At 57.2% G+C, this 20,069-nt stretch carries 19 protein-coding genes; 1 reads left to right on the forward strand and 18 read right to left on the reverse strand.

Annotated elements, in window-relative coordinates; translation table 11 throughout:
• Window positions 1-42: 42 nt before the first annotated feature.
• The 6 genes from mltB to LAC65_RS12500 all read right to left on the reverse strand — a co-directional run bounded on the left by mltB (window position 43) and on the right by LAC65_RS12500 (window position 7,111).
• Window positions 43-1,125 (reverse strand): lytic murein transglycosylase B, encoded by a 1,083-nt coding sequence (gene mltB, locus LAC65_RS12475; protein WP_039379836.1) that lies wholly within the window; start codon window positions 1,123-1,125, stop codon window positions 43-45.
• Between the two features lie 128 nt (window positions 1,126-1,253).
• Window positions 1,254-2,339, reverse strand: coding sequence for an alcohol dehydrogenase catalytic domain-containing protein (locus tag LAC65_RS12480; RefSeq protein WP_039379838.1), 1,086 nt, complete (start codon window positions 2,337-2,339; stop codon window positions 1,254-1,256).
• A 66-nt stretch (window positions 2,340-2,405) separates the two neighbouring features.
• A complete protein-coding gene (locus tag LAC65_RS12485; RefSeq protein WP_052246438.1) occupies window positions 2,406-3,395 on the reverse strand; it encodes an ABC transporter permease in 990 nt (329 codons plus the stop codon).
• Window positions 3,392-4,876 (reverse strand): sugar ABC transporter ATP-binding protein, encoded by a 1,485-nt coding sequence (locus tag LAC65_RS12490; RefSeq protein ID WP_039379840.1) that lies wholly within the window; start codon window positions 4,874-4,876, stop codon window positions 3,392-3,394. The genes LAC65_RS12485 and LAC65_RS12490 overlap by 4 nt, the downstream gene beginning before the upstream one ends.
• A 21-nt stretch (window positions 4,877-4,897) precedes the next feature.
• On the reverse strand, window positions 4,898-5,764 hold the full coding sequence (locus LAC65_RS12495) for an ABC transporter substrate-binding protein (RefSeq protein WP_369826801.1): 867 nt from the start codon (window positions 5,762-5,764) through the stop codon (window positions 4,898-4,900).
• Window positions 5,765-6,121: 357 nt separating this feature from the next.
• Entirely contained in the window at window positions 6,122-7,111 is a 990-nt protein-coding gene (locus tag LAC65_RS12500) for a LacI family DNA-binding transcriptional regulator (protein WP_039385624.1), read from the reverse strand.
• Between the two features lie 331 nt (window positions 7,112-7,442).
• On the opposite strand from LAC65_RS12500, the gene mutS reads away from it, so the two are divergent.
• The gene (gene mutS, locus LAC65_RS12505; RefSeq protein WP_039379842.1) at window positions 7,443-9,998 is read left to right on the forward strand and encodes a DNA mismatch repair protein MutS; all 2,556 of its coding nucleotides are present in this window, start codon (window positions 7,443-7,445) and stop codon (window positions 9,996-9,998) included.
• 58 nt (window positions 9,999-10,056) lie between these two features.
• On the opposite strand, the gene rpoS is transcribed toward mutS, so the two are convergent.
• The 12 genes from rpoS to cysD all read right to left on the reverse strand — a co-directional run bounded on the left by rpoS (window position 10,057) and on the right by cysD (window position 20,068).
• A complete protein-coding gene (gene rpoS, locus LAC65_RS12510; protein ID WP_039330767.1) occupies window positions 10,057-11,049 on the reverse strand; it encodes an RNA polymerase sigma factor RpoS in 993 nt (330 codons plus the stop codon).
• 51 nt (window positions 11,050-11,100) lie between these two features.
• Complete coding sequence (gene nlpD, locus LAC65_RS12515; protein ID WP_039379844.1) at window positions 11,101-12,240, reverse strand: murein hydrolase activator NlpD; 1,140 nt, start codon at window positions 12,238-12,240, stop codon at window positions 11,101-11,103.
• A gap of 166 nt (window positions 12,241-12,406) precedes the next feature.
• The gene (locus tag LAC65_RS12520; protein ID WP_039379847.1) at window positions 12,407-13,033 is read right to left on the reverse strand and encodes a protein-L-isoaspartate(D-aspartate) O-methyltransferase; all 627 of its coding nucleotides are present in this window, start codon (window positions 13,031-13,033) and stop codon (window positions 12,407-12,409) included.
• Window positions 13,030-13,788: a 5'/3'-nucleotidase SurE gene (gene surE / locus LAC65_RS12525; RefSeq protein ID WP_039385625.1), complete on the reverse strand. Its 759-nt coding sequence runs from the start codon at window positions 13,786-13,788 to the stop codon at window positions 13,030-13,032. The genes LAC65_RS12520 and surE overlap by 4 nt, the downstream gene beginning before the upstream one ends.
• 222 nt (window positions 13,789-14,010) lie before the next feature.
• A complete protein-coding gene (gene truD / locus LAC65_RS12530) occupies window positions 14,011-15,054 on the reverse strand; it encodes a tRNA pseudouridine(13) synthase TruD (protein WP_039379849.1) in 1,044 nt (347 codons plus the stop codon).
• A complete protein-coding gene (ispF, locus tag LAC65_RS12535) occupies window positions 15,051-15,530 on the reverse strand; it encodes a 2-C-methyl-D-erythritol 2,4-cyclodiphosphate synthase (protein ID WP_039379851.1) in 480 nt (159 codons plus the stop codon). The genes truD and ispF overlap by 4 nt, the downstream gene beginning before the upstream one ends.
• Window positions 15,530-16,246: a 2-C-methyl-D-erythritol 4-phosphate cytidylyltransferase gene (gene ispD, locus LAC65_RS12540; protein ID WP_039385626.1), complete on the reverse strand. Its 717-nt coding sequence runs from the start codon at window positions 16,244-16,246 to the stop codon at window positions 15,530-15,532. Before ispD ends, ispF begins: the two co-directional genes overlap by 1 nt.
• Window positions 16,247-16,250: 4 nt before the next feature.
• Window positions 16,251-16,568, reverse strand: a complete 318-nt coding sequence (gene ftsB / locus LAC65_RS12545; RefSeq protein ID WP_039379853.1) for a cell division protein FtsB — start codon at window positions 16,566-16,568, stop codon at window positions 16,251-16,253.
• Between the two features lie 169 nt (window positions 16,569-16,737).
• Entirely contained in the window at window positions 16,738-17,058 is a 321-nt protein-coding gene (locus LAC65_RS12550) for a DUF3561 family protein (protein WP_039379856.1), read from the reverse strand.
• A 58-nt stretch (window positions 17,059-17,116) separates the two neighbouring features.
• Window positions 17,117-17,722, reverse strand: a complete 606-nt coding sequence (cysC, locus tag LAC65_RS12555) for an adenylyl-sulfate kinase (RefSeq protein WP_039379858.1) — start codon at window positions 17,720-17,722, stop codon at window positions 17,117-17,119.
• Complete coding sequence (gene cysN, locus LAC65_RS12560) at window positions 17,722-19,149, reverse strand: sulfate adenylyltransferase subunit CysN (protein ID WP_039379860.1); 1,428 nt, start codon at window positions 19,147-19,149, stop codon at window positions 17,722-17,724. The genes cysC and cysN overlap by 1 nt, the downstream gene beginning before the upstream one ends.
• 10 nt (window positions 19,150-19,159) lie before the next feature.
• Window positions 19,160-20,068 carry a sulfate adenylyltransferase subunit CysD gene (gene cysD, locus LAC65_RS12565; RefSeq protein WP_039379862.1) on the reverse strand — a complete coding sequence of 303 codons (909 nt, stop codon included), beginning with the start codon at window positions 20,066-20,068 and terminating at the stop codon, window positions 19,160-19,162.
• Window position 20,069 lies beyond the last annotated feature (1 nt).

A 20,069-nucleotide genomic window follows, 5' to 3' on the forward strand; every position in this document is an offset into this window, starting at 1 on the left:
AGAGGGTGCCATATTATATCCTCACACTTTATAAGGACAGCATTAAAGCAGATTGCCCTGCCGCGCTTTGGCGACCTCCTCTCCCAGCTGCCATACGGCCATCGCGTAATGGGTGCTGTGGTTATAACGCGTAATCACATAGAAGTTAGGCAGGCCGTACCAGTACTGATAGCTGGTGCCCAGATCGAGTCGCAGCAGGCTGGCTTCGCTGTTGCCATTCAGTGAGCCCTGCGGGGTCAGACCGCTCGCCGCCAGCGTGGCAATCGGATAACGCGTTTTGAAGCCATTCTCCAGCGCGGGTGCCTGTCCGCTCGCCGGTACGGCGACTGTCTCACCGCTGCGCCAGCCGTGCGCTTTGAAATAGTTTGCGACGCTGCCAATCGCATCAACCGGATCCCAGAGATTGGTATGACCATCTCCGTTAAAATCCACCGCGTACTCTTTATAGGATGAGGGCATAAACTGGCCATAGCCCATTGCCCCGGCAAAGGATCCGCGCAGATCCAGCGGATCGTCCTGTTCGGTGCGCGCCATCAGCAGAAACGTTTCCAGCTCGCTGCTGAAATAGGCGGCGCGGCGCGGATAGTTAAACGAGAGCGTCGCCAGCGCATCCAGCAGACGGGTTTTGCCCATCACCCGGCCCCAGCGCGTCTCAACGCCGATAATGCCGACGATAATTTCCGGCGGTACGCCATAAACCTGCTGCGCCCGCTGCAGAGCATCTTCATACTGATTCCAGAACGCTACGCCATTCTGTACGTTATCGGGCGTGATAAATTTTTTCCGGTAGCGCAGCCAGGCGCCGTTTGGCCCCGCTGGCGGCGTATAGCTCGGTGCCTGCTGATCCATCAGGCGCAGTACGTAATCAAGCCTCTTTGCCTGGCCGATAACCGCATGCAGCTGATCGCGATCAAAACCATGTTTCGCTACCATCCGATCGATAAATTGTTCTGCTGCCGGGTTGCCGGCAAAGTCACCAAACATCGGCTGAACCGCATGCGACGAATCCAGCAGGAAGCCGCCTTTAGGTGCCGGCACAACATCGCCTTGCTGATGAGGCGCAGGCTTGCTGCTGCAGGCAGCAAGCAGGAAAAACAACGGAATGAGGGCAACCTTAATACGCATTAGATATCCATAAGCGAGCAAAAAACCTGAACGCATATGGTAGTCGTTCAGCGCATTAACGGACAGAGTAATGTCGTAACTTTACGCGGTGTGTGCGCCCCTCAGGACGAGGTGGCGCACGTAACGGTTCAGGGTACCAGCAGCACTTTGATCGATTCGCGACCTGATGCCATCGCAAACCCCTGCTCCCACTCCGCCAGCGGAAAACTGTGCGTAACAATGCCTTCTGCGGTGAACCATTTTTTCTCAAAAAAGCTTATGACCGTTTCATAGCAGTGCGGGCCAAGATGTGAGCCGCGCACATCCAGCTCTTTGCGGTCGCCAATGATCGACCAGTCTACCGTTGCAGGCTTACCAAACACGCTGAACTCGACATAGCGGCCCATGCGCCGGATCATCTGCAGTCCCTGATTAACTGCCAGTGGGTTGCCGGTCGCCTCTATATAGATGTCGCAGCCGTAGCCGTCAGTGAGTTTGCGCACCTCCGCATCCACATCCTGCTCCAGCGGGTTGAAAACCAGATCGGCCCCCAGCTTTTTCGCCAGCGCCAGACGTTCCGGAATGGTATCCAGTACAATAAACAGCTTGGGGTTTTTGAGGCGGATAGCCTGAATCATGCCGGTGCCGAGCGGGCCAGCCCCTGCCAGCACCACCACATCATTGAATTCAATCGCCGCGCGGTTCACCGCGTGGACCGCACAGGCGAAGGGCTCAATCAGCGCGCACTCTTCGTGCGTCAGCGTATCAGGAATTTTATGCACCCGGCTGTTGGCTTTGAACAGCATATATTCGGTCATACCGCCATCAGAGTCCTGCGTCTGAAAGCCGTAGATGTCGTGCTTTTCGCACATCCAGTATTTGCCATCTTTGCAGAAGCGGCACTGATTACAGGGAATAATCTGTTCAGCGATGACGCGGTCGCCAGGCGACACGCCAAAATGCTCCAGCGCGCCCTCGCCATATCCGACGACCGTGCCATAAAACTCATGCCCCACCACTACTGGCGTTTTAACCCAGGCTTTTTCCGGATTACCATCTCCCCAGTACATTGGCGCCCCGTGCCAGCAGTGGACGTCAGACGCGCAGATACCACATGCTCCCACTTTTACCAGCAGCTCGCGTGCTTTTGGCTCAGGCAGCGGTAAGGTTTCCAGGCGATAATCGCGCGGGCCATAGTTCACCAGGCTTTTGATCTGTTGCGGCAGAATATTCATAGCGTATCCTTTTCGATAAATGTTAACGTCAACATTGAATGACAGAGAGATAGCCCGCAGGCTATCTTAACGGTGTGCTTTACGCTTAACGGAACTCAGCCAGATCGCGCCCAGAATGATCCCGCCTTTAATCACAATCTGCACATAGGGTGAAACCCCCATCAGATTCAGGCCATTATTGAGAATGCCGAGCATCATCGCGCCCACCAGCGTCCCAAGAATGGCACCTTTACCGCCAGCTATTGCCGCCCCGCCCAGCACGACAGCAGCGATCGCATCCAGCTCAAATCCGTTACCGGCGTTGGGCTGTCCGCTCATCAGACGCGAACTGAGCACAATACCGGCCACCGCCGCTGTGAGTCCGCTAATGATATATACCCAGAGCTTGGTGCGTGAAACACGGATACCGCTCAGGCGCGCGGCCTCTTCATTGCCGCCCAGAGCGTAGACGTGACGACCAAAGGGCTTCTGGTGCAGCAGGATCCACGCCAGCAAATAGACCACCAGCATGATTAAAATGGGCACCTGAATACCCAGCAGGCTGGCACGGCCAAACATCATGAAGCTTTCCGGCAGGCCGGAGATGGGATATCCCCCGGTATACATCAGCGCCAGTCCCCGTGCGATCCCCATGCTGGCGAGCGTAACGATGATGGGCGGCATCCGCAGCCAGGCGATACAGCCGCCGTTCAGGGCACCAAAGCCCATACCGATCAGCAATCCGGCCAGCACCGCCAGCGGCATCGGAATACCCGCTACCATCAGACCGGCGGCCACGGTGCCGGAGAGCGCCATCACCGATCCCACTGACAGGTCGATCCCGCCAGTTAAGATGGCACAGGTCATTCCCACGGCAATAATGGCGTTGATAGAGACCTGACGCGCCACGTTGCTGAGGTTGTTCGCGGTCAGAAAGCTATCGTTGAGAAAAATCATCACAATAAACAGCAGCACAAAACCGACAAACGGCAGGAAGGCGGGATGGTGCAGACAGCGGTCAAGCCGGCCGCGCCTGCGCGACGTTTGTGACAGCATGGAATTAGAGAGAATACTCATGATGCGTTCCCCGTAGCGTGTAGCATGATGGTTTCAGCGTTGATTGCCGTATCGTAAAGCTCCTGCGCAATATGTCCGTTGCGAAACACCAGCACCCGGTGGCAGAGGCCAATAATCTCCGGCAGCTCAGAAGAGATGACGATGATGGCGATGCCCTTACGGGTCAGCTGCTGCATCAACTGATAAATTTCCATTTTTGCCCCCACATCGATACCGCGTGTGGGTTCGTCAAAGATCAGCACCTTGCAGTCATTATTCAGCCAGCGCGCAATGACCACCTTTTGCTGATTGCCGCCGCTAAGCGTATTCACCTCCTGCTCCGCTGACGGCGTTTTCACGCCAACCCTGCGGATAAGATCGCTGACCACTTCACGCTCGCGCACATGGTGCAGAAATCCGCCGTGGGTGATCTGCCGGTTCAGCGTGATGTTATGCGCCACGCTAAACGGCAGTACCAGCCCTTCGGTTTTGCGGTTTTCCGGCAGCAGTCCGATCCCCTGCTCTAAGGCATCGGCGGGCGTACGCAGCCGCAGCGGCTCGCCATTCAGGCGCACCTCCTTTTGCCAGCACGCCTGTGCACCCAGCATCGCGCAGGCGGTTTCGGTGCGGCCCGATCCCACCAGCCCGGCAAAGCCGAGAATTTCTCCGGGCCAGAGCTGAAAAGCGTCTGCGGGTCCCTGGCGCTGGCGCTGCAGATTGACCTCCAGCAGCGGTAGCGTTGCCGCCGGCAGCGGCAGCTTATCGGGGAAATGCTGTGCCACCTGACGGCCCACCATCATTTTTACCAGCTGCTCGCTGCTGCAGTCGCTCACCGGGAGGGTGCCAACATAGCCTCCGTCGCGCAGTACCGTGATGGTGTCGCATACCGCAAAGATCTCCTCCAGATGATGCGAGATGAACAGCATGCCCACCCCCTGCTGTCGCAGGTCGCGCATCACCCGGAACAGATGCTCAGCTTCACCCGGCGTCAGCGTTGCCGTAGGTTCATCAAGGATCAGGATCCGCGCATCCAGCGCCAGCGCTTTGGCAATTTCAACAAACTGCTGCTGCGCCACGCTGAGGTGCGTTACCGCAATGTCCGGATCGAGTTCAACCCCCAGCCGCGCCAGCAGCGCCAGCGTACGGCTGCGCATCGTCTGGCGATCCAGCCATCCCCAGCGGGTACGCTGTTCGCGATTCAGAAAAATATTCTCGACGGCATTAAGTCCCGGTATCAGCGAGAACTCCTGAAAGACAATTCCCACGCCAGCTGTTATCGCCTGACGATAGCCAGCAAACTGCTGCGGCCGGTCGTCGATAGCGATTTCGCCGCTGTCAGGCTGATAAATACCGCTCAGGATCTTCATCAGCGTGGATTTACCCGCCCCGTTTTCACCGAGCAGCGCATGGATTTCACCGGCGTGCAGCGTCAGGTTGATGTTGTTTAACGCGCGTACGCCCGGAAATGATTTACTGATTCCGCTGAGTTGCAGTAACGGCATGGCAGCGCCTCCCCGGAGTGATTACCAGCTAAAGCCGCTGGCGTTCTCTTTCGTGATCAGTTTTACGTCAAGCGGTACTGCAGCCGGCACCTGACTTCCCCAGTGCTTCGCCATCGCCACGCCCAGCCCCAGCCGTACCATGTCACGCGGGAACTGCGCAGAAGTTGCAATAAACGGCGATCCCGCTTTCTCAATCTCTTTCACCGCTTCCGGCTGACCATCGACGCTGACCAGTTTCACATCTGCGCCGTTCGCCTGAATCGCCGCCAGAGCCCCGAGCGCACCGGTATCGTTGACGCTAAAAATGCCGGCCAGATCCGGCGCTGCCTGCAGCATATTTTCGGTAACGCTTAGCGCAGTATCACGCTCCTGTTTGCCGTTCTGACGGTTAACGATTTTGATGCCGGGATATTTCTTCATTGCATCTTCAAACCCTTTAACGCGTTCGATGATCGGCACCACCGGAATACCATCAAGAATGGCGACCTTACCTTTACCGCCCAGCGCTTTCGCCAGAAACTCTCCGGCCTGCAGGCCGGCATCATAATTTTTGGAGCCAACAAAAGAGTCGATTGGGCCTTTAGCCTGAGCGTCAATCGCCACTACCACTACGCCCGCTTTTTTTGCCTCGTTTACCGCGTTTTCCACCCCGTTGGTGTCCGCCGGATTAATCAGCAGGATGTCGACTTTTTTCTGCAGCATATCTTCAATGTCGTTGATCTGCTTTGAGACATCGTGACGGGCATCTGCCTCAATCACCGTAGCCCCCATGCTGCCGGCTGCAGCCTTGAGCGCTTCCTGCATGGTGACAAAATAGGGGTTATTCATCTCCTGGAAGGACATGCCGATAGTCAGCGGCTTTGCTATCGCCAGTGCAGATGCCAGCATTAAAGGGGTCGTTACACAGAGCGCCAGCAGGGTGTTCAGTTTGCCTTTCATAATTTTCTCCGGGTCTTTTCAGTTAACTGCTTATCGTCGTTACGAAATAAAGCCGGTACAGGAACACTGCGCAACCACACCTGAAATGTTGACGTTAACATAAAGATAAAAACGTCCTGTATGCCAGGAATACGCTATCTGAGGATTGTTAAATTCATCGCCACAGACATGAGATCAAAATTTAAACACCTGAAATGACAACGTCAACATTCTCAGATGGACAAGTTTAAGATCCTTGCGGCATGTCACATCTTATTAACATCGCTTTCAGTGTTGTTACAGAAAAAACCCGGCAGGCGTCTGAAACTAAAGGTTTTTCAGGAAGCCATTAAGCATCACGCGGGTTTCGTAGGGACGGCCCTCAATAGCGGAGATGATATTTTCTGACACCACCCGCGCCCACTGGCCGGTATCATGAGCGACATAAGGAATAACCTGATTAAAATCTTCGGCGCAGGGTACTTCATCAACAGAGATAAAGCCGGTGTCGTGCATTCCCCACTTGTTGGCCAGATTAATAGCCGCCAGTGTAATCATGCCGTTTAATCCGACAATTGCATCGTAGCGTTCATGGGTGGTAGAGAACCATGACTGAATCATCGCCTTAGCATGTTCGTAGCGGTAGTCGGTATAAAGCGTGTGCAGAGTAACGCGCTCGTCAATCCCGCTTCGGATCCCGTCAATACGCTGCCGGGTAATGTGAGAGTGTTCGCTGCCGCCAATGACCAGCACATTGCGAAACGCTTTTTTCATTATCGCTTCTGCAACCAGCTCACCGGCACGGCTGTTGTTGATATAGACCGCCGGCAGCAACGTATCAAACTGACGATCCAGCTGGATAAGCTGGCTTGAGGAGTGGCGCACCACGTCGATATGGCTTTTATCGTAGCGGTCAGAATCCTCCACTACCGACAAAATAATCCCGGCCGCTTTATAGCTGACCAGCGTCTGCAGCGCGCGCGCCTCAATCTGCCGGTTGCCGTTCGTGGTAAAGAACATGACCGAATAGCCTTTGGCATCTGACAGGCGGCACACCTCTTTGATGATATGGGAATAAACAATATTAAAGGTATCGTCGGTAACCACGCCGATAATAGGGCTCTGGCTGGCTTTGATATTGCGGGCAAACGCGTTAGGCACATAGTTAAGCGTGCGTGCTGCGGCCAGGATCCGCTCGCGCGTTTCGGGTTTAACCTTATCAGGGGCAGTAAACACGCGTGAAACGGTAATATTGGTTACGCCGGCAATCTGCGCAATATCTTTAATGGTGGCCGCTTTGGTACTTTTTCGGGTCATAACATTCGCTATCGGCAGTGTCAGCAGGAGTAACGCGATGGTAGCAGCTTTCGTGAAATGTTGACGATGACATTTTGCGCCCTCAGCGCAGAAACAGTACCGGCTCATTCTGCAATTCTGAAGCCTTCCCGAAGAAACAGCCCTGCGCGCCGGTTTTCCTGCCATACAGACTCCGTTATCATAATCAGCACGTACTCGTGAACACATTCAGGTTACTGCCCGCCCTTCAGCCAGCCTCTGGCAACCACGCTGAGCCTTAAGAGGGGCAGATAAAAGAGAATCAGAATCATGTATCGCGCTGCTTATGTTTAAACATGGACACCCTAATACTATGAGTACATTAGAGAATATCAGCGCTCACACGCCAATGATGCAGCAGTATCTGCGCCTGAAAGCCGATCACCCTGACATCCTGCTGTTCTACCGCATGGGCGATTTCTACGAGCTGTTCTTTGATGATGCAAAGCGCGCCTCGCAGCTGCTGGAGATCTCGCTGACCAAACGGGGTGCTTCAGCCGGTGAGCCCATTCCGATGGCCGGTGTGCCCTATCACGCCGTAGAGGGCTATCTGGCAAAGCTGGTTCAGCTGGGCGAGTCAGTAGCGATTTGCGAACAGATTGGCGATCCGGCGCTGAGCAAAGGCCCGGTTGAGCGCAAGGTGGTGCGGATTGTCACCCCCGGCACTATCAGCGATGAAGCGCTGCTGCAGGAGCGCCAGGATAACCTGCTGGCCGCTATCTTCCAGAGCCAGCGCGGCTTTGGCTACGCCACGCTGGATATCAGCTCCGGGCGTTTCCGCCTGAGCGAACCGGGCGACGCTGAAGCGATGGCAGCAGAACTCCAGCGCACGAATCCTGCGGAGCTGCTCTACCCTGAAGACCTGCAGGCGATGTCGCTTATTGACCAGCGCCGCGGGCTGCGGCGGCGTCCGCTGTGGGAATTTGAGATCGACACCGCGCGCCAGCAGCTGAATCTGCAGTTCGGCACGCGCGACCTGCGCGGATTTGGCGTGGAGCAGGCGCATCTGGGACTGCGCGCTGCGGGCTGTCTGCTGCAGTATGCCAAAGATACTCAGCGTACCACACTGCCGCACATTCGTTCCCTGAGCATGGAGCGCCAGCAGGATAGCGTGATCATGGATGCGGCCACGCGCCGTAATCTTGAAATCACCCAGAATCTGGCCGGCGGGATCGATAACACGCTGGCAGCGGTCCTGGATAAAACCGTCACGCCGATGGGCAGCCGTATGCTGAAGCGCTGGCTGCATATGCCGCTGCGTGACCTTACGACAATTGTCCGGCGTCAGGATGCGATTGCAGAATTGCAGTCGCTGAGCGACGCGCTGCAGCCGGTCCTGCGTCAGGTAGGCGATCTGGAGCGCATACTGGCACGCCTGGCGCTGCGCACCGCGCGCCCGCGCGATCTGGCGCGCATGCGGCATGCGTTTCAGCAGCTGCCGGAAATCAATCAGCTGCTGGCCGGAGCAAAGACGGAACGGCTGGTGAGCCTGCGCACGCAGACGGGCGAGTTTGCTGAGCTGCATACGCTGCTGGAGCAGGCAATCATTGAATCACCGCCGGTACTGGTGCGTGACGGCGGCGTCATCGCGCCGGGCTATAACGCTGAACTCGATGAGTGGCGGGCGCTGGCTGACGGTGCCAGTGACTACCTTGACCGGCTGGAGATCCGCGAGCGGGAAAAACTGGGGCTGGATACGCTGAAAGTCGGCTTTAACGCGGTACATGGTTACTACATTCAGGTCAGCCGCGGTCAGAGTCACCTGGTGCCCATCCACTATGTGCGTCGCCAGACGCTGAAAAACGCCGAGCGCTATATCATTCCTGAGCTGAAAGAGTATGAAGATAAAGTTCTGACCTCCAAAGGCAAGGCGCTGGCGCTGGAAAAAGGCCTCTATGAGGAGCTGTTCGATCGCCTGCTGCCGCATCTTGAAGCGCTGCAGCTGAGCGCGGCCGCGCTGGCCGAGCTGGATGTACTCGCCAGCTTGGCAGAGCGCGCCTGGACGCTGAACTACTGCCGGCCGGTGCTGCAGGAGAAAGCGGGTATCCGCATTACCGCAGGCCGGCATCCGGTGGTGGAACAGGTGCTGAAAGAGCCCTTTATTGCCAACCCGCTCTCGCTGTCGATGCAGCGGCGCATGCTGATCATCACCGGACCAAACATGGGCGGTAAAAGCACCTATATGCGTCAGACCGCGCTGATTGCGCTGATGGCGTGGATAGGCAGTTTCGTACCGGCTGAAGAGGTCGTGATTGGTCCTGTCGATCGCATCTTTACCCGCGTCGGTGCGGCAGACGACCTTGCCTCCGGCCGCTCAACGTTTATGGTTGAGATGACAGAAACCGCCAATATTCTGCACAATGCGACGGAAAATAGCCTGGTACTGATGGATGAGATAGGTCGCGGCACTTCAACCTATGATGGCCTGTCACTCGCCTGGGCTTGTGCCGAAAGCCTTGCCAGTCGCATCAAAGCGATGACGCTGTTTGCCACCCACTATTTCGAGCTGACCACGCTGCCGGAAAAACTGGAGGGTGTTGTGAATGTGCATCTGGATGCGGTTGAACATGGCGATACCATCGCTTTCATGCACAGCGTGCAGGAGGGTGCCGCCAGCAAGAGTTATGGCCTGGCGGTTGCGGCGCTGGCGGGCGTGCCAAAAGAGGTAATCAAGCGCGCGCGGCAGAAGCTGAAAGAGCTGGAGGCGCTTTCCGGCAGTCAGAACGCCTCGGCAGCCGGCGGTGCGCAGCTGCCTCTGCTGGTGGCAGAGACCTCGCCGGCGGTGGACGCGCTGGAAGCGCTGGATCCTGACAGCCTGACGCCAAAGCAGGCGCTGGAGTGGATCTACCGGCTGAAAAGCCTGGTCTGATCGCAGGCAAAAAAAAACGGTGACCTGACAGGTCACCGTTTTTGCTGCTGATTATGGCTTATTCACGAAACAGTGCTTCGATATTGAGGCCCTGTGTCTGCAGGATTTCCCGCAGGCGACGCAGCCCTTCCACCTGAATCTGACGAACGCGCTCGCGGGTTAACCCGATTTCGCGACCCACATCTTCCAGGGTTGCCGCTTCATAGCCTAACAGGCCGAAACGACGCGCCAGCACTTCACGCTGCTTGGCATTAAGTTCAAACAACCACTTAACGATGCTCTGTTTCATGTCATCGTCCTGCGTGGTGTCTTCCGGGCCGTTGTCTTTCTCATCGGCCAGGATATCCAGCAGCGCTTTTTCGGAATCACCACCCAGCGGGGTGTCAACCGAGGTAATACGTTCATTGAGACGCAGCATACGGCTCACGTCATCAACCGGCTTGTCCAGCTGCTCGGCAATCTCTTCCGCACTCGGCTCGTGATCGAGCTTGTGTGAAAGTTCACGCGCGGTACGCAGGTAAACGTTCAGCTCTTTGACAATATGAATCGGCAGGCGAATTGTACGGGTTTGGTTCATGATAGCCCGTTCAATAGTCTGACGAATCCACCAGGTAGCGTACGTTGAGAAACGGAACCCGCGCTCCGGGTCAAATTTCTCTACGGCACGAATCAGGCCGAGGTTACCCTCTTCAATCAGGTCCAGCAGGGCCAGACCACGATTGCTGTAACGACGGGCAATCTTCACTACCAGGCGTAAGTTACTTTCGATCATGCGGCGGCGAGAAGGAATATCGCCTCGTAAAGCACGACGCGCAAAGAAGACTTCTTCTTCTGCCGTCAGCAACGGGGAATAACCGATCTCTCCGAGGTAGAGCTGCGTCGCATCCAATACTCGTTGCGTCGCACCCTGTGACAACAGCTCTTCTTCTGCTACTTCGCTATCACCAGGTTCGTTCTCAACAAGAGCTTTCTCATCGAAAACTTCAGCTCCGTTCTCCTCGAATTCCGCATCTTCATGTAACTCATTAACTTTCAGCGTATTCTGGTTCATAAGCGGCTCCTACCCGTGATCCAAGGGCAGAACACCAAAGGTTCTGCCGGATTATCGCTGCGGTAAATAACGCAACGGATTTACGGATTTCCCCTTGTAACGAATTTCAAAGTGCAATCTAACTGAACTGGTACCGGTGCTACCCATGGTAGCTATCTTTTGCCCCGCCTTAACTTCCTGTTGTTCCCGGACCAGCATTGTATCGTTGTGGGCGTAGGCACTCAGATAATCATCATTATGCTTAATGATGATCAAATTACCGTACCCGCGTAACGCGTTACCTGCGTACACCACCCTTCCCGATGCGGTAGCGACAACAGATTGTCCGCGAGACCCGGCGATATCGATACCTTTGTTTCCGCCTTCCGCAGCAGAGAAGTTATCGATGATCTTGCCATCAGTCGGCCAGCGCCAGCTCCCCACCGGGGTTGAGCTATTTGAGGTGCTGCTGACTGTAGGCGGTGCGGTAACCGGAGCTGTGGTCGTTGCCACATTAGTTGCTCCTTTCGACGGTAGCATTTTCCCACCTGTCGAACCTGAATCATCAGAATACGTAATAACAGGTTGCTGTGCAACAGCAGGGGATTTTATTTGCGTTTGCGCCGTTGTTCCGGTGGCTCCGCTCTGGCTGGCATCGGCTGCTGTAATCGCATTTCCACCGGTAATTGTCTGACCGTTACCGTTGCCTACCTGCAGGGTTTGCCCTGCGCTCAGGCCGTATGGCGCGGGAATATTGTTGCGCTGAGCCAGATCGCGGAAGTCATTGCCGGTGATCCAGGCAATATAAAACAGGGTATCGCCATGTTTGACGGTATAGGTTTCACCGCCGTAGCTGCCTTTCGGAATATTCCCGTAATTGCGGTTGTAAACAATGCGTCCGTTTTCAGTCGCTACATTATTACTGGCACTAATCATTCCACCCGCAGGAGCAGCAGAAGATGTATTACTGCTTAACATTCCGCCCTGTGGCATAGCGGGCACCGGCGAACTCTGCCCGGAAACCATACCACCCCCTTGTGGAGCGACCATACCGCCGCCCTGAGGGGTCAGCATACCGCCGCCATTATTACTGCCAACCTGACTGATAGGCGCCTGCGTATTATCGCCAGAGCTACAGCCAGCCAGCCAGAAACCTACCAGTGAGACTGCCGCCAGACGGCGTAATTGAAATGCGGTGCTTCCTGTGCTCATTGCTCCCCCGTGATGGCAATACTGGTCAGAACTCTCTCGCGGCCTGAACCGCATAAATCTCTACGCGAATAGGCTCAAACGCGCATCGGTATCGAAAAAGAGGATAGTAACAATATCACCTGCGCCATGCCACGCTGTGATTGTGAAGAAATACGTAAGATCGCCCTTACGCCAGGTCACCCTGCACCAGCGGAACAAAGCGTACCGGCTCGATAATCTCTTCCGTCAGCTCGCCCTTGTGGCGGCGCAGACGCTTAAGCACCTGATGGTCCTCCCCCACCGGCAGCACCATTCTGCCACCCTCACCCAGCTGTGCTATCAGCGCAGTCGGAATTTCGGGGGGCGCTGCGGTAACAATGATGGCATCAAACGGCCCGCGCGCGGGCCAGCCGAGCCAGCCATCACCGTGCCGGGTAGAGATATTATGCAGGTCGAGCTGCTTCAGACGGCGTTTAGCCTGCCACTGCAACCCTTTGATGCGCTCAACGGAACAGACGTGATTGACCAGATGCGCCAGAATAGCGGTCTGATAGCCGGAGCCGGTGCCGATTTCCAGTACGCGGGAGTGCGGGTTCAGCTCCAGCAGCGCGGTCATACGCGCCACCATATAGGGCTGGGAAATGGTCTGTCCGCTGCCGATAGGGAGTGCCATGTTGTCCCACGCCTTGTGCTCAAACGCTTCATCTACAAAGCGCTCACGTGGTACATCCGCAATCGCCTGCAGCAGACGCTCATCTGTAATGCCCTGCGCCCGCAGCTGGGCTAACAGCGTGTCGATGCGCCGGTTTATCATGCCAGTGAGACCTCTGCCTGCAGCAGCCAGTCATGCAGCACGCTCTGCGCGGCGTGTGCGGTGAGATCGACATGCAGCGCCGTCAGCGAAACATAGCCGGCGTCTACGGCGGCAAAATCGGTATCAGGGCCGGCATCAAGCTGTTTGCCTGGCGGGCCTATCCAGTAGAGCGGCTGGCCGCGTGGATCTTCAGTGCAAATCACCTGATCTGCCGGATGGCGGCTGCCGCAGCGCGTGACGCGAAAACCTTTAATCTGCGCCAGTGGCAAATCGGGCACATTAATATTGAGGATACGTCCGGTACGCAGCGGTGCCCGGGAGAGCGCACGCAGCAGCACGCAGGTTACGGCTGCCGCACTGTCATAGTGCGTATGACCATTCAGCGACACCGCCAGCGCCGGCAGGCCGAGATGGCGCCCCTCCATCGCAGCTGCAACGGTACCGGAATAGATCACATCATCGCCCAGATTGGGACCGGCATTGATGCCTGAGACCACAATGTCAGGACGCGGTTGCATCAGCTTATTCACGCCGAGAAAAACGCAGTCGGTGGGTGTCCCCATCTGTACAGCGATATCGCCGCTGGCATGCGTGAAGGTACGCAGCGGCGTTTCCAGCGTCAGTGAATTTGAGGCACCGCTGCGGTTGCGGTCGGGTGCCACCACCTGTACCTCAGCAAATTCCCGCAGCGCGTGCGCCAGCGTCTGAATGCCGGGCGCATGGATTCCATCGTCGTTACTCAGCAATATCCGCATCTGTTTCTGACCTTTGTTCATTCACCGGTCCCCGCCAGCCGGTGCCGGCTGTGCGAAAAATCGGGCGTAGTTACGCCAGCGGCCGGTGAGACAGGGATAGATGCATTCTAGCGATGAGGCGCGGGAAGTGGTAGACGTAAATCGTGACAGAGGCAGGGTTTGTCTCTGCAGTGGTCAGAACCCGGCCAGCGGCCGGGTGGATTAACGCGCCGGGCGTCAGCGCTACTCGTCGCCGAGCGGTGCCGCAGCGCCGTTGCTCAGCAGCTCGCGCACCAGGCTGGTGGCGAAGCTGCCGGCGGGCAGCCAGAACTGCAGGGCCAGCGTGGCGTCATCCTGCCACTGCCACTGCAGATTATCCGGCACCACCAGCATCGCGCGGCGGGCGGTATCAACCCGTTCACGCGTCAGCAGCGTCAGCAGTGCCGGCGACTGCGCCAGCTGCTGCTGCTCGAATGCGGCAACTTCTCCCTGCGTGCCCACCTCACCGCGTCCCGCCAGCGGTGCCGTGATGCGCAGCTCATGCGCGGCCACGCGCTGCTGCAGCGCTGGCAGCTCATCGGCAGCGGCGACAAACCAGCTGCCGCGTCCGGCGAGCTGCAGCGCATCGCCTGCCTGCGCCAGCTGCAGTGAGCCGTTGCGCTGCAGACGCGCGCTGGTCACCTGATTAAACAGGTAGCTACGCGCGGCTGACAGCAGCAGGCCTTTCATATTCCGATCGCGCGGATGAAACTGCTCTTCTGCCCAGCGCTGCGCCTGCTGCAGGTTATTCCCGCCGCGGCCAAAGCGCTGCTCGCCAAAATAGTTGGGAACGCCCTGAGCCTGAATCTGCTGCAGGCGCGCGTCAACGTCGGCGCGATCAGACACGTCGCGGATCACCAGCCGAAAGGCATTTCCCGCCAGCGCGCCGGTACGCAGCTTACGCCTGTGCCGGATCACCTGCAGGATCTCAACCCCTTCAAGCTGAAAGCCGCTCATTACCGGCATTGCGTTACCCGGCAGGCGGAAACAGAGCGTCTGTTCAGTCACGGCGTGGCGATCTTTCATGCCGGCATAGCTCAGGTCGCGCGCCGGCACGCCCAGATATTTTGCCAGGGCTTCAGCAACAAAACGCGTGTTGCAGCCCGTTTTGCGGATGCGTACCAGCAGCTGCTCGCCGTCGCCGTCATAGGGATAACCGAGATCTTCGATCACCACAAAATCATCCGGACGCGCTTTAATTATGCCAGTGGCAGCAGGCACGCCGTGCAGATAGTGCAGCTCACTCATGCGTCAGCCTTTACCAGCAGAGCCACTGCCTCGCAGGCAATACCTTCACCGCGTCCGGTAAAGCCGAGCTTTTCGGTGGTGGTGGCCTTCACGTTAACCGCATCCATGTGGCAGCCCAGATCTTCGGCGATATTGACGCGCATCTGCGGCACGTGCGGCAGCATTTTAGGCGCCTGCGCGATAATCGTGACGTCAACGTTGCCAATGGCGTAGCCTTTCGCCTGAATACGACGCCACGCTTCGCGCAGCAAGCCGCGGCTGTCAGCTCCTTTAAACGCCGGATCCGTATCCGGAAAAAGCTTGCCAATATCGCCCATCGCCACCGCGCCCAGCAGGGCATCGGTCAGCGCATGCAGCGCAACGTCGCCGTCGGAGTGGGCAATAAAACCGTGCTCAAACGGGATACGCACCCCGCCAATCACCAGTGGACCTTCACCGCCAAAAGCGTGAACGTCGAAGCCGTGACCGATACGCATTATGCGTTCTCCTGTCGTTGAATCTGAGTAAGGTAAAAGGCCGCCAGCGCCAGATCTTCCGGCCGCGTGACCTTGATGTTGTCGCTGCGCCCGCTAATCAGCTGCGGATGATAGCCGCAATACTCCAGCGCTGACGCCTCATCCGTGATCGTAGCGCCTTCGCTGAGCGCCCGGCTCAGGCAGGCAGTCAGCAGCCTATGCGGGAAAAACTGTGGCGTCAGCGCGTGCCAGAGATCGTCACGCTCCACCGTATGTGCCACCGCCGTTTTGCCCGGCTCAGCGCGCTTCATGGTATCGCGTACCGGTGCTGCCAGAATGGCGCCGGTTCTGCTGTACTCCCGCACGGCCAGCAGCCGTGCCAGGTCGTCAGCATGAAGGCACGGGCGCGCGGCGTCATGCACCAGCACCCATGCGCTCTCTCTGATGTGCTGTAACCCTGCCAGCACTGACTCGGCCCGGGTTGCGCCGCCGGTGACCCGCACCACGCGCGGATCGTGCGCCAGCGGCAGCGAATCGAACCAGCCGTCGTCAGCGCTGACGGCGACAATCACCTGCTGCACTGCGGCGTTAGCCAGCAGGCGCGCCACGCTGTGTTCCAGCAGCGTCATGGTACCAATAGTGAGATATTGCTTGGGAAACGCTGCCTGCATGCGACTGCCGACACCGGCAGCCGGCACGACGGCAATCACATCCGCAGCGTGAGAGTGGTGAGTCATGTTGTTATCGTTGCTGATTTTGCGCAGACTGCTGCGCATTTCGTTTGTTCTGGTCTGCCACCAGGCGATAGAAAGTCTCGCCGGGTTTAATCATGCCTAGCTCGCTGCGTGCGCGCTCCTCAATCGCCTCTGAACCGCCATTGAGATCGTCAATTTCGGCAAACAGCTGATCGTTTCGTGCTTTGAGTTTGGCGTTATTCGCCTGTTGTGACACCACGTCTTCGCTGACGCGTGTGTAATCATGGATACCGTTCTTGCCCAGCCACAGGGAATATTGCAACCATCCCAGTAGCGCGAGCAGCAGTAACGTCAGTTTTCCCATCCCCGCCCCCTGAAAAACGGCCCAATCATCCCATAACTTGAGCCCGGACTCCACTGCGGCAGCGAAAATGGCGCGTAAGCAGATTTATCCGGATTATTTATAGCAGGCGGTCACGAAAAACAGCAGGCAAACTTTTGTAACCAGCGGATGCGTTTGCACATCTCTGCGCTTACCAGCCGGACAGATAGGAGAACACCAGCCAGAAGAGGCAGATGACCAGCAGACCGGTCGCCAGGGCGCACCAGAAGAGGTGCCCACGCATCATCAGGCTCAGCACGATGCCGGCCAGCACCGATACCGGCAGCAGCGCAAGGAAAAAAGGCCAGGTATAGAGAAAAAAGAATAGCGTATTGGAGCCGTAGAGCAGAAAGGGAATGGCCAGCGCGCACCAGTAGGCAAAAAAGCCAATAACGCCGCCGGGTAATGAGGAGCGCGGCTCTTCGGGCAAGCTGTCGTCTTTGCGTGCGAGCATGGGAGTGACGTTCTGCATAGAGATCCTGTTGACGCTAAAATGCGGCAAACCCGGAGAAGGCGTTTGCCGCGTCGGTTCAGGATCTGATGATATCGCGGCGGCGCAGCAGGTCTAACAATTGGGCCGCGAGTTTTGTAACCAATTGTTCGCCATCCAGCGTGATATCAGCGGCTTCGGGCGCCTCATACGCGCTGTCAATACCGGTGAAATTACGCAGTTCACCGGCGCGCGCTTTTTTATATAACCCTTTCGGATCGCGCGCTTCACACACCGCCAGCGGTGTATCGACAAAGACCTCAATAAACTCACCTTCGCCCAGCAGATCGCGCACCATCTGCCGCTCAGCCCGGTGCGGCGAGATGAAGGCGGTGAGCACCACCAGTCCGGCATCGACCATCAGCCGGGCCACCTCACCCACGCGCCGGATATTCTCCCGGCGATCGTCATCGCTGAAGCCGAGATCGCGGCACAGACCGTGGCGCACGTTGTCACCGTCCAGCAGGTAAGTGCTGACGCCAAGCTGATGCAGCGCCTGCTCCAGCGCACCTGCCACGGTGGATTTACCCGAGCCGGAGAGCCCGGTAAACCACAGCACTACACCCTGATGACCATGCTGCTGCTCACGCGCCGCCCGGGTGACCGGATGGTCGTGCCACACCACGTTTTCATCATGCTGCGCCATTACGCACCGCCCAGCAGATCGCGCGCGTTCCAGTGCGGGAAGTGACGACGCACCAGCGCATTCAGCTCCAGCTCAAAGGCGCTAAAGTTACCCGCTGTAGCAGGTGCTGCGCTCTGCGGCTGGTTAATCATACCGGCGCCCACGGTGACGTTGCTCAGCCGGTCAATGAAGATCATGCCGCCAGTTACCGGGTTTTGCTGGTAAGGATCCAGCACCATCGGCTCATCAAAGGTGATTTCTACCAGTCCGATACCGTTCAGCGGCAGGCTGTCAACGGTGTGCGTTGCCAGGGTATTGATCTCCACCTGATGCAGGATTTTTTCCACCCGGCCGCGCGCTTTTTTGCCCGCAATTTTGATTTCATAGCTTTGACCCGGCTTCAGCGGCTGCTCCGCCATCCAGACCACGTCAACCGTAGCGCACTGTACCGCCTGCAGTTCAGCATCGGCAGCAACCAGCAGGTCGCCGCGGCTGATATCGATCTCATCGTTCAGCACCAGCGTAATCGCTTCACCCGCCGCAGCTTCCGGCAGATCACCATCAAAGGTCACGATACGTGCGATAGTCGACTCCACGCCAGAAGGCAGGACTTTTACCCGATCTCCCGGCCGTACGGTGCCTGACGCCAGCGTTCCGGCATAGCCGCGGAAATCGAGATTAGGACGGTTAACATACTGCACCGGGAAACGCATGGGCTGGTGATCGACAACGCGCTTCAGCTCAACCGTTTCCAGTACGTCCAGCAACGTCGGACCGCTGTACCACGGCATAGTCGTGCTCGGGGTAGCGACATTGTCCCCTTCCAGCGCGGACATCGGTACAAAACGAATATCCAGATCGCCCGGCAGCTGGGCCGCGAAGTCGAGGTAATCCTGTTTGATCTGCTCAAATGTCTCCTGGCGATACTCCACCAGATCCATTTTGTTGATCGCCACTACCAGATGTTTGATGCCCAGCAGCGTTGAGATAAAGCTGTGGCGCCGGGTCTGATCCAGCACGCCTTTGCGCGCGTCGATCAGCAGAATAGCCAGATCGCAGGTTGAGGCGCCGGTGGCCATATTGCGGGTGTACTGCTCGTGCCCCGGGGTATCCGCGATAATAAACTTGCGTTTTTCCGTCGAGAAGTAGCGATAGGCGACATCGATAGTGATGCCCTGCTCGCGCTCCGCCTGCAGGCCATCCACCAGCAGCGCCAGATCGAGTTTTTCACCCTGGGTACCATGACGTTTGCTGTCGTTATGCAGAGAGGAGAGCTGATCTTCATAAATCTGTCGCGTATCGTGCAGCAGGCGGCCAATCAGGGTGCTCTTGCCGTCATCTACGCTGCCGCAGGTCAGGAAACGCAGCAGGCTCTTATGTTGTTGCGCCGTCAGCCAGGCTTCTACGCCACCCTGCTCGGCAATCTGTTGTGCAATAACGGTATTCATCTGCGTCTCCTTAGAAATAACCCTGGCGTTTTTTCAGTTCCATCGATCCCGCCTGGTCGCGGTCAATCATGCGTCCCTGGCGTTCGCTGGTGGTGGAGACCAGCATCTCTTCGATAATCTCCGGCAGCGTCTGCGCTTCAGACTCTACGGCGCCGGTCAGCGGCCAGCAGCCCAGCGTACGGAAACGCACCATGCGCTCGGTGATCTCTTCACCTGGCTGCAGGTTGATACGATCGTCATCGATCATCATCAGCATGCCGTCGCGCTCCAGTACCGGGCGCGGCGCGGCCAGGTAGAGCGGTACGATTTCGATGTTTTCCAGGAAGATGTATTGCCAGATATCGAGTTCGGTCCAGTTAGAGAGCGGAAATACGCGAATGCTTTCGCCCTTGTTGATCTGGCCGTTGTAGTTATGCCACAGCTCAGGACGCTGATTTTTGGGATCCCAGCGATGAAAGCGATCGCGGAAAGAGTAGATGCGCTCTTTCGCGCGCGATTTCTCTTCATCACGGCGCGCGCCACCAAAGGCGGCATCAAAACCGTATTTGTTGAGCGCCTGCTTCAGCCCTTCCGTCTTCATAATATCGGTATGTTTGGCGCTGCCGTGAACAAACGGGTTGATCCCCATTGCCACGCCTTCCGGATTACGGTGCACCAGCAGCTCGGCACCCATGTTTTTCACCGTACGGTCGCGAAACTCATACATTTCGCGGAATTTCCAGCCGGTATCCACGTGCAGCAGAGGAAACGGCAGGGTTCCCGGGAAGAATGCTTTACGCGCCAGATGAAGCATTACCGAGGAGTCTTTGCCGATGGAGTACATCATCACCGGATTGCTGAACTCGGCCGCCACCTCGCGGATGATATGGATACTCTCTGCTTCCAGCTGACGCAGATGAGTAAGACGATTTTGGTCCATA

Origin of the sequence: Pantoea eucrina (assembly GCF_020079945.1) — a bacterium.
Lineage (GTDB): Bacteria > Pseudomonadota > Gammaproteobacteria > Enterobacterales > Enterobacteriaceae > Pantoea > Pantoea eucrina.

Excerpts from the sequence above, each read along its gene's own strand:
- mltB (WP_039379836.1), bottom strand. The coding sequence starts at position 1,125 with ATGCGTATTAAGGTTGCCCTCATTCCGTTGTTTTTCCTGCTTGCTGCC.
- LAC65_RS12480 (WP_039379838.1), bottom strand. The coding sequence starts at position 2,339 with ATGAATATTCTGCCGCAACAGATCAAAAGCCTGGTGAACTATGGCCCG.
- LAC65_RS12485 (WP_052246438.1), bottom strand. The coding sequence starts at position 3,395 with ATGAGTATTCTCTCTAATTCCATGCTGTCACAAACGTCGCGCAGGCGC.
- LAC65_RS12490 (WP_039379840.1), bottom strand. The coding sequence starts at position 4,876 with ATGCCGTTACTGCAACTCAGCGGAATCAGTAAATCATTTCCGGGCGTA.
- LAC65_RS12495 (WP_369826801.1), bottom strand. The coding sequence starts at position 5,764 with ATGCTGGCATCTGCACTGGCGATAGCAAAGCCGCTGACTATCGGCATG.
- LAC65_RS12500 (WP_039385624.1), bottom strand. The coding sequence starts at position 7,111 with ATGACCCGAAAAAGTACCAAAGCGGCCACCATTAAAGATATTGCGCAG.
- mutS (WP_039379842.1), top strand. The coding sequence starts at position 7,443 with ATGAGTACATTAGAGAATATCAGCGCTCACACGCCAATGATGCAGCAG.
- rpoS (WP_039330767.1), bottom strand. The coding sequence starts at position 11,049 with ATGAACCAGAATACGCTGAAAGTTAATGAGTTACATGAAGATGCGGAA.
- nlpD (WP_039379844.1), bottom strand. The coding sequence starts at position 12,240 with ATGAGCACAGGAAGCACCGCATTTCAATTACGCCGTCTGGCGGCAGTC.
- LAC65_RS12520 (WP_039379847.1), bottom strand. The coding sequence starts at position 13,033 with ATGATAAACCGGCGCATCGACACGCTGTTAGCCCAGCTGCGGGCGCAG.
- surE (WP_039385625.1), bottom strand. The coding sequence starts at position 13,788 with ATGCGGATATTGCTGAGTAACGACGATGGAATCCATGCGCCCGGCATT.
- truD (WP_039379849.1), bottom strand. The coding sequence starts at position 15,054 with ATGAGTGAGCTGCACTATCTGCACGGCGTGCCTGCTGCCACTGGCATA.
- ispF (WP_039379851.1), bottom strand. The coding sequence starts at position 15,530 with ATGCGTATCGGTCACGGCTTCGACGTTCACGCTTTTGGCGGTGAAGGT.
- ispD (WP_039385626.1), bottom strand. The coding sequence starts at position 16,246 with ATGACTCACCACTCTCACGCTGCGGATGTGATTGCCGTCGTGCCGGCT.
- ftsB (WP_039379853.1), bottom strand. The coding sequence starts at position 16,568 with ATGGGAAAACTGACGTTACTGCTGCTCGCGCTACTGGGATGGTTGCAA.
- LAC65_RS12550 (WP_039379856.1), bottom strand. The coding sequence starts at position 17,058 with ATGCAGAACGTCACTCCCATGCTCGCACGCAAAGACGACAGCTTGCCC.
- cysC (WP_039379858.1), bottom strand. The coding sequence starts at position 17,722 with ATGGCGCAGCATGATGAAAACGTGGTGTGGCACGACCATCCGGTCACC.
- cysN (WP_039379860.1), bottom strand. The coding sequence starts at position 19,149 with ATGAATACCGTTATTGCACAACAGATTGCCGAGCAGGGTGGCGTAGAA.
- cysD (WP_039379862.1), bottom strand. The coding sequence starts at position 20,068 with ATGGACCAAAATCGTCTTACTCATCTGCGTCAGCTGGAAGCAGAGAGT.